At 34.4% G+C, this 17,156-nt stretch carries 10 protein-coding genes; 1 reads left to right on the top strand and 9 read right to left on the bottom strand.

The features are described from left to right. The 7 genes from BLW23_RS16385 to BLW23_RS16355 form a co-directional block, all read right to left on the bottom strand. On the bottom strand, positions 1-382 hold a 382-nt coding region (locus tag BLW23_RS16385; protein ID WP_317039332.1), incomplete at its 3' end, for an RHS repeat-associated core domain-containing protein. 886 nt (positions 383-1,268) lie between these two features. Beyond that, positions 1,269-1,493 (bottom strand): type II toxin-antitoxin system RelE/ParE family toxin, encoded by a 225-nt coding sequence (locus BLW23_RS16380; RefSeq protein ID WP_255362816.1) that lies wholly within the window; start codon positions 1,491-1,493, stop codon positions 1,269-1,271. A gap of 28 nt (positions 1,494-1,521) precedes the next feature. Then, positions 1,522-1,755 (bottom strand): hypothetical protein, encoded by a 234-nt coding sequence (locus BLW23_RS16375; RefSeq protein WP_255362815.1) that lies wholly within the window; start codon positions 1,753-1,755, stop codon positions 1,522-1,524. 73 nt (positions 1,756-1,828) lie between these two features. Next, positions 1,829-2,413, bottom strand: a complete 585-nt coding sequence (locus BLW23_RS16370) for a site-specific integrase (protein WP_093671748.1) — start codon at positions 2,411-2,413, stop codon at positions 1,829-1,831. Positions 2,414-2,563: 150 nt separating this feature from the next. Then, positions 2,564-2,848 (bottom strand): tyrosine-type recombinase/integrase, encoded by a 285-nt coding sequence (locus tag BLW23_RS16365; protein ID WP_093671877.1) that lies wholly within the window; start codon positions 2,846-2,848, stop codon positions 2,564-2,566. Further along, complete coding sequence (locus BLW23_RS16360) at positions 2,760-3,566, bottom strand: tyrosine-type recombinase/integrase (protein WP_093671746.1); 807 nt, start codon at positions 3,564-3,566, stop codon at positions 2,760-2,762. Before BLW23_RS16360 ends, BLW23_RS16365 begins: the two co-directional genes overlap by 89 nt. Before the next feature lie 183 nt (positions 3,567-3,749). Further along, complete coding sequence (locus BLW23_RS16355; protein ID WP_093671744.1) at positions 3,750-5,288, bottom strand: hypothetical protein; 1,539 nt, start codon at positions 5,286-5,288, stop codon at positions 3,750-3,752. Positions 5,289-5,430: 142 nt separating this feature from the next. Between BLW23_RS16355 and BLW23_RS16350 the strand changes: the two genes are divergently transcribed. Continuing rightward, positions 5,431-5,757 (top strand): helix-turn-helix domain-containing protein, encoded by a 327-nt coding sequence (locus BLW23_RS16350; RefSeq protein WP_093671742.1) that lies wholly within the window; start codon positions 5,431-5,433, stop codon positions 5,755-5,757. Between the two features lie 146 nt (positions 5,758-5,903). Here BLW23_RS16350 and BLW23_RS16345 read toward each other — a convergent pair whose 3' ends face one another. Beyond that, positions 5,904-6,719 carry a hypothetical protein gene (locus BLW23_RS16345; protein WP_093671740.1) on the bottom strand — a complete coding sequence of 272 codons (816 nt, stop codon included), beginning with the start codon at positions 6,717-6,719 and terminating at the stop codon, positions 5,904-5,906. 22 nt (positions 6,720-6,741) lie between these two features. Beyond that, complete coding sequence (locus BLW23_RS16340; protein WP_143032202.1) at positions 6,742-17,151, bottom strand: RHS repeat-associated core domain-containing protein; 10,410 nt, start codon at positions 17,149-17,151, stop codon at positions 6,742-6,744. Positions 17,152-17,156 lie beyond the last annotated feature (5 nt).

Raw genomic sequence — 17,156 nt, 5'->3', positions numbered from 1 at the left:
AAAGATGAGGAGTCCATTTTAACCATTTCTCTCTATTACTTTTAACATTAGTAAATCCTATCATATCTTTATGTGGTCTTTTCCCACCATACTCGTATGGTGTTCCCAAATATTTCTCCGCTTCATTTAAAATATTCTCGGATTCTAATCCTTCCAATTCAATAGCATGGATAGGAGAATTAGAGCTAAACTGATATGGTGTATAAAAGGGATATTCATAATCCAATGGATCTGTAGCAAAAAATCTCCCCACTCTTGGATCGTGCATTCTATACTTATAGTTAATCGAGTTTCCTTCCCCCTTTACTTCATCATCTTTTTCTTGTCCTTGGAAGCCGTAACGATAAGAATCTGCCTGCCCATGCCTATTAGGTACGAGCATACCAAAGGGATAGTAGTCTATGCGCTTTTTAGCAAAAAATCACTTTTTTCTGCGCATACCTTACCTTTCTCAGCTACTAAAAAATATTTTAAAGAACGTTTACTTACCTGCGAATATACTGTTTTTTAGCCTTTCCATAAGTAGTATAAGGTAACAACTTTTCTTCAAGTTGTTACCTTTGTTAACGTTCCGTAAAGGGTTTAAAAAGAGGCTGGCGGTGCGTAGATTTTCAACCCTTTGTGGAATGGCTTGTTTTTCGTTTTTGAAGGCACGAGTTGTGTAAAAAAACAAGCAAAGAAGTAAGACAAGCTTTTTCGCTTGACGGCTTTTTGTGAAGTCTTTTTTAGGCAAATTCGAAGCGGTGGCTTACGAAGTAAAAATTAACTTCCGATCCCGATTCTTTCGGGAGAGACCCAACGCGGCTGCCTTGCGGCTATTTTGCATAATAGCAGTTATAGCTACAAAATGCATAACCCTGCGAAGCAATCCTTTAAAAAGCGCCGTTTGCTACTATAACTTCTATTATGTAAATATAGCTTTGGGTGATTTTTGGCTTGGTGCGAAGGCGACAGCTATTTGTTTTTTTATTGGATTAATGGAGCGTACAAAAATGTTGTGCTAACGCATTTTTGTGCGTGGAATGAGCGGTGGATAATGTAAAAAAACAAAGTGCTGTTTTTGCGGTGGGAAGTCAAAAATTACAGGGCGGTGGCGTGCGGAACAACATAAAAGACAGAGGATTTTTGCTTTTTTCGGCAAAAAACTGGGTTTTATGTTGTGGGGATCTCTGCGTTATGATTGGATTTATGGTATTCGTTTTCTTGCTATTTCTGGATTTCTTCGAGTGTGCAATACACCAAAAATAACGATTCGTTTCTTGTCTTCTTCAACTAAATAAAATATAGCGTAGGGAAAACGAGTAACTAAAGATTGACGTAATTCTTTGTATTTCTGTTGGTAGTTGTTCTGGATATCCTTTTATATAAGCGAACTCCTTGTTAACTTCTAGTTTAAATTCCTCTCCTAAATCTTCTCGCTGATTGTTATACCACTTTTTCGCCTTTTGTAAGTCTTTATATACAACAGGCAGTAATTTAATTGTATAACTCATTACCAATCGTTTTTTACAGTATCCCAGTCTAGTAAATCCGATGGGTTGTTTTATAGCTTTCTAAACGATTGTCTAACTCTTTTTTATGTGCAGTGGAGATTTCCTGATGTGCTTCTTTTTCTCTTTTTAAAACACGTTCTAAAGCATCCATAATGTTTTCTTTATCAACATTAATTAGCTCTTGTATAAAAGTGATATTTTCTTGATGATAAATCCATAACATTCGTGTTTTTACGTATACAATATACAATTTCTGTTCCATATGATATTAGCTAAAAGGATGATAGGTGTTAATGGTTTCGTGTAAACTTTCTAAATCGTCTTGCACATATCTTTCAGTAGAACTGATGTATTTTGTGTCCTGCTAAGTATTGTACTTTTCGTAAACTGTAATTCTTTAACCAACTTATAATAATACTAGTTCTTAATTGTTTGATATCCGTAAAACTGTTATTGATTGCTTTTAACTCTTTGGTTATTTTAGCTAATACACCGTGTAGGTTACTGCTTTTTCCCATTGGCAATAATAATTGTTCGGTTTCTTTATCGGTTCGCTCTAAAATCTCTGATCTAACAGCATTAATATATTCCATAAATTCCATTAACTGCCAAGTTTTTAATTCTAGTTCTCTTGTGTTGCTTTTTCGTGTTCCCGGAATGGCTATTTTGCCTTTATAAAGTTGTATGTGTTCTACTTCTAGTAATTGTAAATCTCGTGTATTTAAGCCTTGATACACCAATAATCCTACAATAATTTTATTACGCTTTCTTACAAGTTCGTTTCCTTTACTTATTGGATAACTGTAATAAATATCTTCTAATTCTTCGAACTCTAAAAAGTTCTTTTTGATGGATTTTTTAACGCCTTTTATATGCAGGTCTTTTATGATATTCTGTAGCCTGTAATGTTCTGACACCAAATAATCAAAGTAGATTTTAAGATTACCAATATAGGTTTTTAAGGTTCTTGCTTTTACATTCCCTTTTCGTAAATATTCGATATATTTTAAAAGGTTTTATACTCTATACTTTCGGGGGTTGTTCCGTAAGCGGTGCACCATCTAGTAAATCTAGTAACGCTTCTTTGGTATGTTAGGATAGTTTTGTTGTTGTAACCTTTGCTTTCTAAGTAATTCTTGTACGTGTTCATCGCCTGTATATTCTAAAAAATGAGTGTAAATTTGGGTAGATTCTAATGATGTGTGCCCTAAAAAAGTGCTGATTTGTTCAATATCTGCCCCTTGTTCTAGTAAATGCGTAGCTATACTATGACGTAAGCTGTGAAGTGTAATAGTACGCTCTTGTAAATCGTCGTTTTCTGTAGCTTTTATAATAGCCTTTAAAACGATTGGCAAAACTCATTCCTTGTAATCTTCCGCCTCTGTAATTGATAAACAATGCTTCTGTTTCCTTGTATTTGTAAAACGCTGTTCGCCAATCAAACACATAGTGTTCTAATATTTCCAAGCTATGCCTGTTAAGCGGAACGAACCTTTCTTTATAGTTCTTTCCTTTACTTACAAATAATCGCTGTTTGTCAAAAAGAATGTCTTTTACATCTAAATGTATCAACTCATTTCTACGTAATCCACAACTGTAACAACATACTAAAATGGCTTTGTCTCTATACCGTATTTTTGCATCTGGATTGCTAGATTTAGTCGCTGCAAATAGCTCTTTTATTTCTGCTTGTGTTAGTACACTTAACATATCTCTAGCGTTACCCGTTTCTCGTTTTAAATGAACGTTAATCCCTTTATGGTTATGTGCTTTTAGGTATTCTCTGAACTTAAACAACGCTTGTTGGTGTTTGTTTAAATGTCCGTTACTAATCCCTCCCCCTCGTCTTTGATTCGTACGTGATTTTAAGTAATTGTAATAATCCGTGATGTGTTTGGTTTGTATATGGTTAAGCTTATTTATATTTTTATTTTCTAAGTAATGAAAGAACTCTCGTAAGTGAATCGGCAAATTATACACCGTACTCTCTGCATAACCTAAAACATCTAACCATTGTTTAAAGTCTTGTACTAAAACCTTATAACTGTGCGTATCTAAATGGAGTTGTTTCATAATTTACCTTTGGTATTAGTTCCCGAATCGAGTTCGGGATTAATTCGATTACGCATTTTTATAAAATACTATCTCATTAATTTTTATTGGGTATGTGTTTTTCGGGTTCTTGTGGTTAGGATTATCTAAAACATTGATTTACTATTAATTAACTTAACCATTTTAGTAGTGGTTACCCTATGGTTAAGTGGTTAGGTTGATATTGGATAAACAGTTTTGTAAAGCCGTGTTTATTTGCGCTTTAAGCTCTTGATATTCATTAACATTGATAATCTCAAAATGATAGGTTTGCCCTCTTTCCCCTTTAATCTTTTTAATATAACCTTCTGTTAAAAGTTGTTTGTTATAGCGTTGTAAGGTGGTTTGTTTTATCCGTAAACGTCTGCGGATTTCTGTATTAGTAAATGTAGTTTGGTTGTTTTCTTGGAGGTACTTTTTTAAGTTTTCTAAATGATTTCTGCAAGCTCCTGTGATCGTATCGCTTTTTCGTAGTAATACTTCTGTTATGAGTTCGTTGGCTTCCTCAATATCCTCGATCTCTGTTTCTATATATTCTTCTCCTGTGTCTTTATCGTATTGCTTCTCTCGTTGCCACTGTTTATAAAAAGTAATCGCTTCTATAAATTGTAAATAGTGGGCATTGGTTCTTCTTGGTTTAAATACTGAAGATGGTAGCGATAAGTGTAAAGCATAAGGATTGATCACTTTTATCGGTTGTAATACACGCTGCACATTGCGGAGAATCTCCGCCGATAAATATTGCTCTTCTTCATTTACCTGTCCCGCCGACACGGTGCGTTGGTAGTTCATTATTCTTCTATCTTGCTCCTCACTTTCATCAATGTAGAGCAGGAAGCTCCTGTTGCTGTTATCTTCGTAAATACTTTCTTGGGTGGTACAACCTGCAACACTTACAGGGCCTTCAACCGTTAGGTGTATCGTTTTGGTAGTGCCTTTGCGGTCTTTGTGAACTACGGTTTTGGTAATTCTCTTTTTACTTTGTAATTCTCGTAGTGGATACAGCACACTTTCTGCGCCGTCTAAGTCTTCTATTAAAATGAGTTTATGTTGTAGTTCTGTACGATTGAAGTAATAAAACGCATTGGCACTTAGCACCGTGATTTCTACTTTGTCCTCCGCTGGTATCAGTTCTGCTACTTTACTTTGTAAATGGGTTTTTCCTACCCCACTACTCCCCAAGCTTATACAATGCAATGGATTATTAGTTTTTCTACTGGTAAAAATCAGATACATCAGCAAGCGATTGACATGCTCTCCGATAACACCACTTTTACCAATGTACTCGTTCGTTTTTTCTAATAGGTTTTTTGATTGTAAAAATTTAATAGCTGCTTTTTCTTCGATACTCGTAAGTTGTTTGGTATAGGGTTTCTGGTTTTCCGTTTGCTTTTCATTTAGTAAAAACCTGTAACTCTCTAGAGCCTTGGTAACTTCTTGTAAAGCTTTTCTAATTATACTCGTGCCTATCTCTAAACGTTCTGCACATTTGCGAACTAGCTTTTCTACTTGGTTATCGTTGTATAAATCTACACTCTGACGTAGTACATTTAATACGCTCTTTCCTTTTTGCAATTTCTCAATACTTAAGGTTACTCGTAAACTTTCTAATTTATGGAGTTGTAAACCGCCTAAAACATGGATTTCTACCTCCTTGGTTTTATATACATAGTCGTTTGCCTTATTGGTATTAAGTTTGTTCATAAGTTTTAATTTCTGACTTATTTATCACAAAACTAAAACATTTATCAGTTTTAAACAAGCTTTATATATCTTTGTTATGATATTTATATCATCTATATTTGTAAAAACCTTATAAAATATAGCATTTCAACTACTTTTAAGTATGACTTTAGGATATAACATCACCAAATTACGTAAGCAATTAAAGCTCTCACAAAATGAATTAGGTAAGAGAGCTGGTACTTCTGGAGATATTATTGGAAGATATGAGAGAGACGAAGTAAAACCATCTATAGAGGTAGCTGCTAAAATAGCAGATGTACTTGACGTTAGCCTTGATTTCTTACTAGGAAAAGTAAATGTAAAAGTTGATAACTCTATTCTAAAACGAGTTATTGAAGTACAGCAAATGGATAATAAAGATAAAGAACATATACTATATACTCTTGATGCTCTTATCAAAAATGTAAAACTTAAATCTATTACATAAAAAAACTACCTCACAATTTAATGCAAGGTAGCTTCTTTTAAACTTATCGTTTTGCCATTATAAATGGCTAATAATACTCTCGTTATTTAATTATACTTTCTTTTAATACTTGCCATTACGCTGACGCTAAATGTCAAGGTGTGGAGTTAATACTTCGTATTATAACCTAACAACCAATTATCAGCAATTAAATTAAAAATTCTATTTTCAGTAACTGATTTCATTTTCATTAACCCCTTAGCAATATCTTGAACATCTAAGTCTTTAGAATTTAACACATACCAAGCTTTCTCTAAATCTCCTATTTCCATATAACTATTAAATAGAACTTTGGAATCATAAGATCCATCTAACCATTTTGGTATATCATCTAAATTACTCAGTAAAGATTGATCATAAAGCTCATAGGGGTTAGACTTTTCCAAAACAGAAAAATTGAGTAAGCCTTTAGATGATAAATAATCTCCTTTATAACTCTCTATGTCCTTACAATAATAGAGTGGTAATTCATTTGTAAAAAAAATAAGTTCTCCAAAATATTTAGGAATATTCCCATATTTCTCAACAAAATCATTAACCTCTTTTCTTTTATTGTACCCTAGATTTTCACAAAACTCCTCTATCTCTGGTTGCATCCCTCCTGCCGCAACAATCATTTCAACAATCATAGATGTTACAAATTGATCTATTGTCCTGGCTTTTTCAATAATTTGATCAGATTCTAAATAAAAAGACCCTAAACTATTTTTTTTTTCAGAAAAAGGATAAACAATTAATCCATTCAATAATGGTAAATCATAATCTACAAACAAAGGTACTAACATAGGAGGATGTTCAAACCACTCATCAGTAAATGGTTCAAAAGAATCATCCACAATAGGAATATCTATTTCCTTTTTATACAATAAAATTAATCTCTTATCTATTTTTAAATATTCAAGTATTTTTGTAGTCAACTTCATAATACATCTATATTCTAATTTATTATTTTATTTTGGTATTATTAATTGGTATCTCATGCTCTGGAGCTACTGGTCCTTTCCATATATTACTACTTGAACTCGTTGCTCTATGTATCTCTGTATGTAATGCTCGACTTATTGGTATAGTTAAATTTTGAGCATTAAGTACTTGATCCGCAAATTTATCTTTAGAATAATTCCAATGATGAATTTGTCCTTTAATCTCTACCCCTTCTTTTGCCGCTCTATATTTGAAAGCTGATCTAACCGACTTGAAAACATCTCCTAAATAACCTGCATCCATTTCAACACCATTTTCAAGATTATTAAGGTACTCACTGTAGAGGTTTTCCTTGGCTGCCAAATCTCTTAATGTTGAATTCCATATATTTAAATACTGCTCATTTTCAGCTAATGTTGATATTCCAAAATCACTAGGTCTAAGACCCACATTACCAGCATTTACAGCACTTAAAACTGTATTTGAAAATGCATCATCGTTAAAAGTAGGAATAGTTGCAATAGTAGCTGCACTCTCAAGTACCGGCAAATCCATACCACCTCTAAAAGAAGGGATATTATCTTTAACAGGCAGCACTTTCTCCATTAACTCTTGTGTCAATTTATCCGAAACTGCTGGAAAAGTTTCAACTTGTAAACCAGCTTTTGGTCCTGGAGTAAAAGTACCGGGAACAATGGAAGGAGCTTCTACATTCATTAAATCAATCATAGAATTAGTCAAACCTCTTGCCCCTTCACTTATCTGTTCCTGGTTCTGTATAATATATGCAGAGGTTGCAACTGTAGCCGTCAAAGCAAAAGCACCTTCAACGGTGGCCAGATAAGCTAAATAAACCAAACAAGGAGGACAATCTCCATCAACATCATTATATAATGTTGGATTGTTTAACATAGAAGCATAAGGTGATTCTCCCGTAATATCAACAGGATCCATACTCAACCATCTTCCTATTCTTGGATCATATTGTCTATAATAGGTAGTATAACTATTCCCTTCTCCTTTCAACTCGTCATCCTTTTCCATACCATTAAAGCCATAACGGTAAGAATCTGCTTGTCCATGTCTATTAGGTACGAGCATACCAAAAGGATAGTAATCATTATAAGCAACTACCTCTGATGTAAATATAGTATTTTCTGCGATAACTCTATTGGTATTTCCTCCTGTTGTGGTATCTGTACTTACTTTTTCTAATAAGAAGTTCTCAAATGTTCCTGTAAAGCCATTGTCTGCCGAGAATATCAACAAGTGTAATACCTGATAATCATTCACCGAATACTCCAAGGTTTGATTACCTAAGTTTAAGTTTCCTTGATAAACAAATGCTGCTGTATTACTTGGATTGGTATCTGTAGACATTGCAATGGTGATATCACCAGTCTTTAACAAATCAGTCACATCAAAATTCATTCGATAACTTCCTGGCTCATGATCATAAGACCCGATAGTAGGTTGTCCTCCTTCTGGCATTAGCATTAATACTGGTCCATCTGGCTCTGCTCCTTGCCATCCTATTACTTCAAATCCTGTAGCTACTACCGTAGCATTAGCTGCTCCTGTTGTTACGGTGGTAGTACTTGCTACTGCTCCAGCTGCTTGTGCTACCTCTTTCTCTATTATAAAATTATCAATCGTTCCTGTAACACTATTGCCATCCGATGGATACAAAATAAAGTGTATGTTTTGGAAGTCCGTTGCTTCAAATAATGCCGATGCTTCTTGTACTGCAACTGCCTCATACAGATTCGTTGCAGTATTCTGATGGTTTGTATCAGTAGACACTACAAAGTTAGGTGCTGCCCCTCCATTATTGTTTGTATAAGTAAAACGTACTCTATATTTACCTGGTTCTATATCAATAACTCCTCCCATTTGTGGTAATGGGTCTAAAATTAATAAGCTTGCTCCGTCAACCTCTCCATCGTCCCATCTTACATTTCTGATTGTAGCATACTCTTGGTAACTAATCGTTGCTTCTGGCTCTGCTACCAACTTACGATCTGTAATTACATTGATTACATTTCCTAAGTGATTGCTTAACTCATAACGCTTGTTTCCTACCTCACGTACATATTGATTGTCTGGAATGATACTTGCCAGTTCTGTACTTGTTTTTAAACTTACATCTGCTCCATGAATAATACTTGATCCTGGTAACAATTGAATCATATTTCCAGCAGTATAACTTCCCGTTGCCGTTCCATTTACTGTATATGGACTCTGATTAGATACCACAATGGCATTAATGGCCTCTTTGGTAACTCCTCCTGTTACTTCTTCTCCGTTTAAGTATAGGTTTTCTGCTACAGTGTTCTTCTTCGTATTATCTAACTCTAAAGCATCCGTAAGGATTCCCAATCGTGAACTTCCATATAAATGGTGTTCTTCTAAATGTAATTTGTTTTGATCATTTTGGAATGACTTCTTGTAAACTGCCATCACATTCCCTTGGGCATCTCGTACATAATAAGTTGTTACTGGAGAAGCACTTCGACCAATACCACTATTAGTCTTTGAAATACGGTTTCCTAATCCATCATACGCAAAACTAATAGTTTGTGTGTAAACACCTACTTTCTTCTGAATCGATTTTACTTTACCGCTTACACTCCATTCTATATTTTCAATGCCTTGGGTTTCATCCTTTACTAACTGCCCTATGGCATCGTATTTATAGTTATGTGTATTTGAGTCTGCTGCAGAGTAGTTAATTCCTAAGGACACTAACACATTCTCTTGATCATCAATATCCGAACTAAAAATAGTAGCGTTGGCTGCATCCTTTACCAAGGTTAACTGATTGTTTTTACCCCCTGTATTTGATGTATTATCGTACTTATAACTCAGGTTATCCATGATGGCTGTACTGCCATCAGACTTTAATGCTGTTCTGGTTAACGTTTCTAAGTTTCCATTACGATCGTATCCATAAGAACTCTCAATATTAGTAGTTCCTGAAGCTCCTATTAAATGTGACTTCATGTTTTTAATACGGTTCAACTGATCGTATTGGTAATGGTTATATGCCGTTGGTAATGCTTTATTATCTAAATCTTGCATATTGGTAACCATTGCCTTGATATTACCATTGTATAAATCCTTGGTACTATGTGGCAAAGTGGTACTGCTAGTTACCTTTAAATAATCTGCAGCATTCGCCTTTCTTGCTTTATAGTCCTGATTAAAGTATGATAATGAATATCCATAAACATCCTTTCCTACTTTATTTGCCAATCCATCTTTTCCAAAATCGGCCTCTGGTGTTAAAGCTTCTCCGTTAACAGATTTTAACCAGCCTTGTAAGGTGTATACATAATCTAACCCTTGTACTTGTTTGTCTCCTAGTACTGTTCTGGCTAATGGTCCATGTTCATAATACTTATAATCTGCATCTTTGTCCCAAAGTATCCCATCACGTGAAGTTTGTACATTTACAATTCTATTATCTGCATCGTATTCATATTTATGTATAAACTGATCTTTATGCTCTGGTTGGTATATCACCTGATTCACATTTCCACTGATTAAATCGTAATCATAGGTTACAATCTTAGTACTTTGTCCTAAACTAACAAGGATAGCATCATTAATCTTTGTCGCTATTTTTTCTACATTTCCATGAACATCATAACTGTAGTATATAGCATTATCGTATTGGGTGATGTTACGGTCTTCCTGATCAACCTCATAATACAAGACCGCTGCTACTCTATTACGTAAATTACTTTGTGTAATTGGTGCTTCAGCTCCCTCTGGTAAGAAATCGTAAATTGTTCTAGTTACTTCTTTCTTAATAATATTGGTCTGATCAAAACTATTAACAATTTCGGTTCGTGTTCCTTGTATCTTTAACAACTTCCCTTGGTTATTAATACCATAACCAATATTAGTTGTTCCATTAGAAACCGTTAACTCTCCTGCTTCTACTATACGACCTAAATCATCATATTTTGTATAACTAAATTGACCTCCCGATCCACCATCTGCCAATTGTTTTGCATTTCGCGATGCTATAATACGTCCTAAATCATCATAAGCAAATGCCGTATCTCCTCCATCTGGAGTTCTTTGCCATACCAATTGATTTAATGAATTGTATCGATACTGAGTTTTATAGATATGCTGTTGCGTTACTCTATCGACTCCTTCTGGTGGAACTGTTTGTACTAAGTTACCCGCTTGATCATAATAATATAATGTGTATTGATACTCCTTATCCTTATACTCTACAGTTAAATTTTCTTTAGCTGCTGCTAATGCCTCAGTTGTGTATTCACGAATAAAACGCTTTCTCTCTTGAGCTAAATAGTTTAAGTAATTCTCATTAGTATTGGTACTCGATAAATTCTCCGCCAAATCAAGACAGGTGTCTCGTAAGGGGATCCCTTCAACTTCCGTTGGTACCAAAGCTTTCGGTGGACAAACCTTTGGATTGGCTTTTCTGTAAACAATATTTACATAGTTTACCCAACCTCTCTTATCTGTAATATTAGGATCCAGTAAGTAATCTCTATAACTTGAAATTACCGATGCCATTTTATCATACCCGTAATTTAAATAGGTGTTTCCAAAATCATTAAGAGATACAAAATACTTATTATCAATAGAACGCTGAACGGTTACTTCTGTATCTAATGGAAGCATTACCTCTAAATAATTCAGATAATCATTGATAATGTATCCGAAATTCATCGCACAGAAATAATCTCTTCCTTCGTTAACTAAGGGGTACTCTGGTAGGTCTAAATCCTTAAAGTCATTACTTAATGTATAGCCTTCAATGTTTGTACCCATTACTTTAAAGGTACCTCCATAACCATCATCTACAGTTCGTTCAACAACACCCAACTCTTGAACAAACCTCGCATATTCGTTATCACAACTCACTGGTTCAACGGGTTGTGGAATACAATTACAATCAGGTAAAGTAATCTCATCTGGGTTTTCTTCTACTGGTTCTTCTGGTGTAGGAATTGAAAATGTAACTGGGATTTCTTCAATATTATTCCTAGAAATTAACTTCCCATAAAAAATATTCTCATTGTTATTAACTATATCTAAAGAAGATCTAGTAGTCACAGAGGCTCCAAAATGATTCCATTGTTTATTTATTATATTGCAAGTATCATCACTACGATAAGTACCTAAGGTACCTGGTTGTTTATGACCAATAGCAAAAGAACATGAAGCATAGATTATACTCCCATCCTTCTTTGTCAAAATTAAATTCATTAAAATTCTACCAAACTCATTAAACTCATATCCTCTAATTTCATTTACACTTAAAATATCAGAAAGATTAAAATCATTACTATCAGTTGCGAACTCGAAATAAAGCCATACGGCTTCTTCACTCCTATCAAGTCCATAAATTCCTGTAAGAGGTGAATAATGAATCTTAATTTGATTAGGCGAATCGAGGTTATAATAAGTTCTATATGTTTTTATTAAAAAGTTTTGTTGATATGATTCTCCTAAATTAAAATCTACTACAAAACTATCTATTGGACCCGAAGTAATTTCAATCGAAGTTTCGGTCGAAGCAGGAATATTATTAGGGAATAAATCTATTAATATTCTTTCAAAATGATTTATCATTATCGGAATATTCTGATGTTCAACAACACAATCGGGGGCATTCAAATCACAAACATCACCAATACCATCATCATCTGAATCTAACTGATCTGTATTTGCCTTAGTTGGGCAGTTATCACAAGCATCACCAACGCCATCTTGATCTGTATCTAACTGGCCCGGATTATATTTCCTAGGACAGTTATCACATATTCGTATGCCATCTTTGTCATAATCCAATCCTGTACTATCATCACAACTCTCATCACATAGATTACCTATACCATCACCATCTGTATCAAGTTGACTTGGATTATACGTATTTGCATTAGGATTTTGTGGGTCTGGTGGACAAATATCACAACCATCGTCTACGCCGTCCTTATCTAAATCTTGCCCTGTAGCATTTTCTCCACATGTATCACAAACATCAACGTTTAAAATGCTATCATTAGGGAGTACTATAATTTCTCCAATACCTGCTGTATCTATTCCTGCGCTACTATTTACAAATTGACATTCTCCAATAGCTAATTTGGTGGTTCCTGTAAATACATAATCTCTTGGACGTTGTCCGTCAATAACCTTTGCTAGAACCTCGAATTTATACAAAATACTTCCATCAGCCTGCTCCTCATAACCATCATAAAATACGTTTTCAAAGTTTTGTACTAACCATCCACTATTACCACTAACACTATAATTACTCCAGCTTAATCCTGTTGCACTAATATCTAAAACACAGATTTCTTTATCGTCAATTTTAATCGAACGAGTGTGTTCTCCTGTATTTACACTTTCTAAAGAAATTTGACTCTGTGATGGTATGTTTTCAAAATCTTGACCATGCACTCCTTCAAATATACTTCTGGTTACGTACTGCCCTCTATAAACAACATCAAATCCGTTCAATGCTAATTTCTGGCCATTTTGATCACTTACTTCATCATTTACAATACCATCTAAGGTGTACTCTAAATCAAAGGCTTTTGGACACTTTCCTGTCTCTGCATATTGGTTATAACTACCCTCTGCTTGGTTCTCATCTAAAACAGTTTGAGGGTCCGATTGAGAATCATATAAATTATCAATAGGGATAAAACGCTTTTGGCGAGTTTTCCATAATGCGCTACCTTGACAATAATAAGTCCTGTCTGTAGCAAAAACTAAACTACTTTCAACATCATAGGCTGACAAAACTTTTAAATAGTTTCTAACTGTGCCGTCTCCTTCTCCTATACAATCATTTAAGAAACTTCTGTTTCCCGCTGCAGATAAACTATGAACATAATGGCTCAAGAAAACATGTTGAATTTTATGTTTCAATCCTATATAAAAGCTTCGGTAGGTAATCCATATTTTATTCTTTATAGCATCAGAAGCAAGAGCATCAACTGTTGACCAACTAAAATTGGATACAGGCGTAAAATCGGTAAGACCATTATGTGTAACCGTAATATAAGCCGCTTGTAACATACCAATATCAATACCATTACGACTCATACCGTCATACTTAGTAAATGCAGAAGTCATTATTCGATTTCTCTGATCTCTACGCTGCTCATCATAGGCTCCTTGCATAGATAAGATCAATTTAAAATATGGATCCTTATCTTGTAAAGTAGTCAACCCAGCTGTTAAACCAGCATCTTTTGCTAGTGCATAAGACTCGATTTGATTAAGATATGAATCGTATCCATAAGTATTCAACTGAATATCTCTGTTTCCTTGAATCACTGAATTATATACACTAACATTACGCTTATGACATAATACTTGCGAATAACTGTAATATATATGCTCTGGGTGGTTAAATCTAAGCTGCTCTGCCCATGAATCTTGCCAATATCTTAGAAAATCATCTAAACGTTTCAACTTATGAGGACGTACATACTTCTTACCATCAATAACCTCATGATCATTTTCAACTAAGGTTTCGGGTTTGTTATTCTCATCTAATTCAATCAAAAAAGGATTTCCATACTCATCTTTATAATATCTATATAAAGGATACCTCCATGTTTTTGGAGTTGAGAATGGGGAACTAATATTTACTATAGGTAATATATTATTTTCATTGAAAACACTAAGTTCCCAACCATCTCCATTTTCTTCTGTTTGTCCATATTGACCTCCAGGCTTTAAATCTCCAAAAATCAATTCTTTATTGATGTCACACCCATCAAACTCCATCTGATAATCTCTACATGAAGCCTCACAAGCCGCCACACCTTCTTCAAATTGTTGTTGATAGGTCTTCTCTAAATTTCGTGCTAAAGTTGCTTGGGTATTTGTTAAAGTACTTGGAACCTGTAATACAGTTCCTTGATATTCAAAACCAAGGCTACTCGGGTTACTCGCATCAATATCAAAATACGTATTTAATAAATCTTTTACATACTCTCTTTGAGCAGCATCATAAGCCTCTGCCGTATATTCATAAGTAATATTCTCATTAAAATCCTGAATAGCCCATAACTCATTCTGTTTTAAGTTAAATACATTTAAACTTAAATTATCCCATTCCAATTCTCCATCGGCATTATAACGAATACTTTCATTAGGATACTTGTCTGGCTGCGCTAATCTATCTAACACAAAACTGTTTTGTCTTTCTATATAGGTATTAAAAGAATCATAAGGTATATAATTATTATTATCATCTTTACGATAGATCGTCATTTCAATACCATAGTCAAAAATACATAGCTGACATACATCCAAACATCCTGCTAAAGATATATTGGTTGCAAAAGCATTTGGATCTACATAACACGTGCTCGTGCTATCTTTTAAACTTTCAATATATTGATCTGCAAAATAGTTTAAAGAATCCTTATTTACTTGTAGCTTTTTAGTCACAGAATAGGTTCCAATCTTAAGATTACTCAACTGGAAATTCTCTGTAACTCCTGTTGCATCTATTATTTGATTTCTTTGGATAGAATCTACATAGGAAGCTATATACTCTGTACCACATTCGTCTTTTACTGAAAATCCGAAATCATATACAAACTTGTAATTCTCTGTGTTTAACGTATCACACTGAATCACATAATTAGTATCCTTGTTAAAATTGTAGTTGAAGGTGAATTGAGTTCCATCTTCTGTTGCTATAACCTCCTTGGTTGAGAGTAATGTATCGTCTAAATTCGATGGGCTATAAGAACTGGTTGATCTATTGTTTAAAATATCCGCCGTAAGGGTTTTGTGTAATACCCCTAGCGAATCTATTTCATCCTCTAAGGGTTTTAATGCATCTGGTGAATTCCCTTTTAAGGCTGTAGCAATAGTACGCCCTTGTGCATCAATATAACTAACACTGGCCTGACCATTAGGATCTATAACTGTATTTTTCTTGTAATGCTTTAAATCACCTACATTAACGTCTCCAAATAATCGAGTAAGTTCTTCACGACTCATTGGTGTTTCATAAAAGTATTTCATCTCATGATCCGTTCCCAATTGATGTGTATCTCCTACACCTCCTTTTCTTCGAATCCTTCCTGTATTATCTGGGGTATATTCTATTTGTGAAAATGGAAATCCTTTCGCATCTGCAACAAAATTCTGCCATCTGTTGGTCGTATCTTCCAATACATTGGCTGAATAATACTTACTTGCCCCTTTACTTGTTGACATCTCCGAACGTGGTGTAGCACAGTTCGGTAAATCTAAATCAAAATCTCTATAGGTATAAACCGAGTTGCTATTGTTTAAATTAAAACTATCATAATACTTCAATGTATCACTAGCCACTGGTACAGGTAAAACCTCTACTGCTGGACGACCTTGATAATCATAAATAACTTCTCCTACAACTGCCTTGTCTGTACTGTTTATCTTGGTAACTGTTTGACGGTTACGTAAAGTTCCATCAAAATAACTAATCACTTCTTTCTTCTTTCCTTCTTCTGCAAAAGACATTTGAAGCTGCCAGTTCTTTCTTGACTCATCATGACTTGACACAGCCGTATTTGGCCAATCTGCAACCGCGCTTTTTGCTGCATTTGATCCACTCCAATTAGCAGTATAAGTAACTGTTGGATTGTCTACAAAACGCCCCACTGCTCTTACTCTTGCTAAAACATATCCCGAATTATAAATATTAGGAATCTTGTAACTTGTGCTCTTTGTTTGAATTCGTGAGTTATTGTAGGAAAAATCTTTATCTGTAAATGGTAAAGCTACTGGCTCTATAACTGTAACATCTGTAACTTCTTTCTTATAGTTATCAACCCATGTCCATTCTAAATGATACTCCTCTGCTCCTAAAACAGGTAACCATCGAAATTCAACCTTTGTATTATTGTCCGATGGTGCTACAACTAAGCTATAATTAGGATTCTCTGATATAGGATGAACAATATCGTGTTCTGACCATGCCTTGATATAAACATTTCCAGGGTTTCCTATAACCGTTCCTGAACTATCAACATAACTAACTCCTGTAACGATCACATCTGCTGCAAAAGACGATATTTTATGTACTACCTTATCATGTAAAACCTTATTCTTATCAACCTGATTCCCTTCAACCCTTAATGTCGTTTCATAGGTCGAGGCAGCATCTGTTTGTGGGGTACCAAACGCATCGAGCTTGGTTACTCTTAATTGAACCGTTGTAGTGATATCCTCAAATGGAGCTTGATCATTTATTATACCAACCTCCACAAATGTCTTATATGACAAAACTTTAGATTCTGTACTACTTATAAAATCTATCGAGCTCTTTAACTCCTTATTTAATTCAACTAGTTCTTGAGAAAAGGAAGTAAATCCAATCAAAAACAAGAGTAGAAAATGGAATAACTGTAATTTTATTTTTTGCATCATAG

The sequence above is a fragment of the Tenacibaculum sp. MAR_2009_124 genome, assembly GCF_900105455.1.
In the GTDB taxonomy this organism is placed as follows: domain Bacteria; phylum Bacteroidota; class Bacteroidia; order Flavobacteriales; family Flavobacteriaceae; genus Polaribacter.
The sequence above is the reverse complement of the archived record's forward strand: the minus strand, read 5'-3'. Positions and strand labels throughout refer to the sequence as shown.

Coding starts and splice junctions, on each gene's coding strand:
- BLW23_RS16350 (WP_093671742.1), top strand. CDS start 5,431: ATGACTTTAGGATATAACATCACCAAATTACGTAAGCAATTAAAGCTC.
- BLW23_RS16375 (WP_255362815.1), bottom strand. CDS start 1,755: ATGGAACAGAAATTGTATATTGTATACGTAAAAACACGAATGTTATGG.
- BLW23_RS16355 (WP_093671744.1), bottom strand. CDS start 5,288: ATGAACAAACTTAATACCAATAAGGCAAACGACTATGTATATAAAACC.
- BLW23_RS16380 (WP_255362816.1), bottom strand. CDS start 1,493: ATGAGTTATACAATTAAATTACTGCCTGTTGTATATAAAGACTTACAA.
- BLW23_RS16340 (WP_143032202.1), bottom strand. CDS start 17,151: ATGCAAAAAATAAAATTACAGTTATTCCATTTTCTACTCTTGTTTTTG.
- BLW23_RS16360 (WP_093671746.1), bottom strand. CDS start 3,566: ATGAAACAACTCCATTTAGATACGCACAGTTATAAGGTTTTAGTACAA.
- BLW23_RS16345 (WP_093671740.1), bottom strand. CDS start 6,719: ATGAAGTTGACTACAAAAATACTTGAATATTTAAAAATAGATAAGAGA.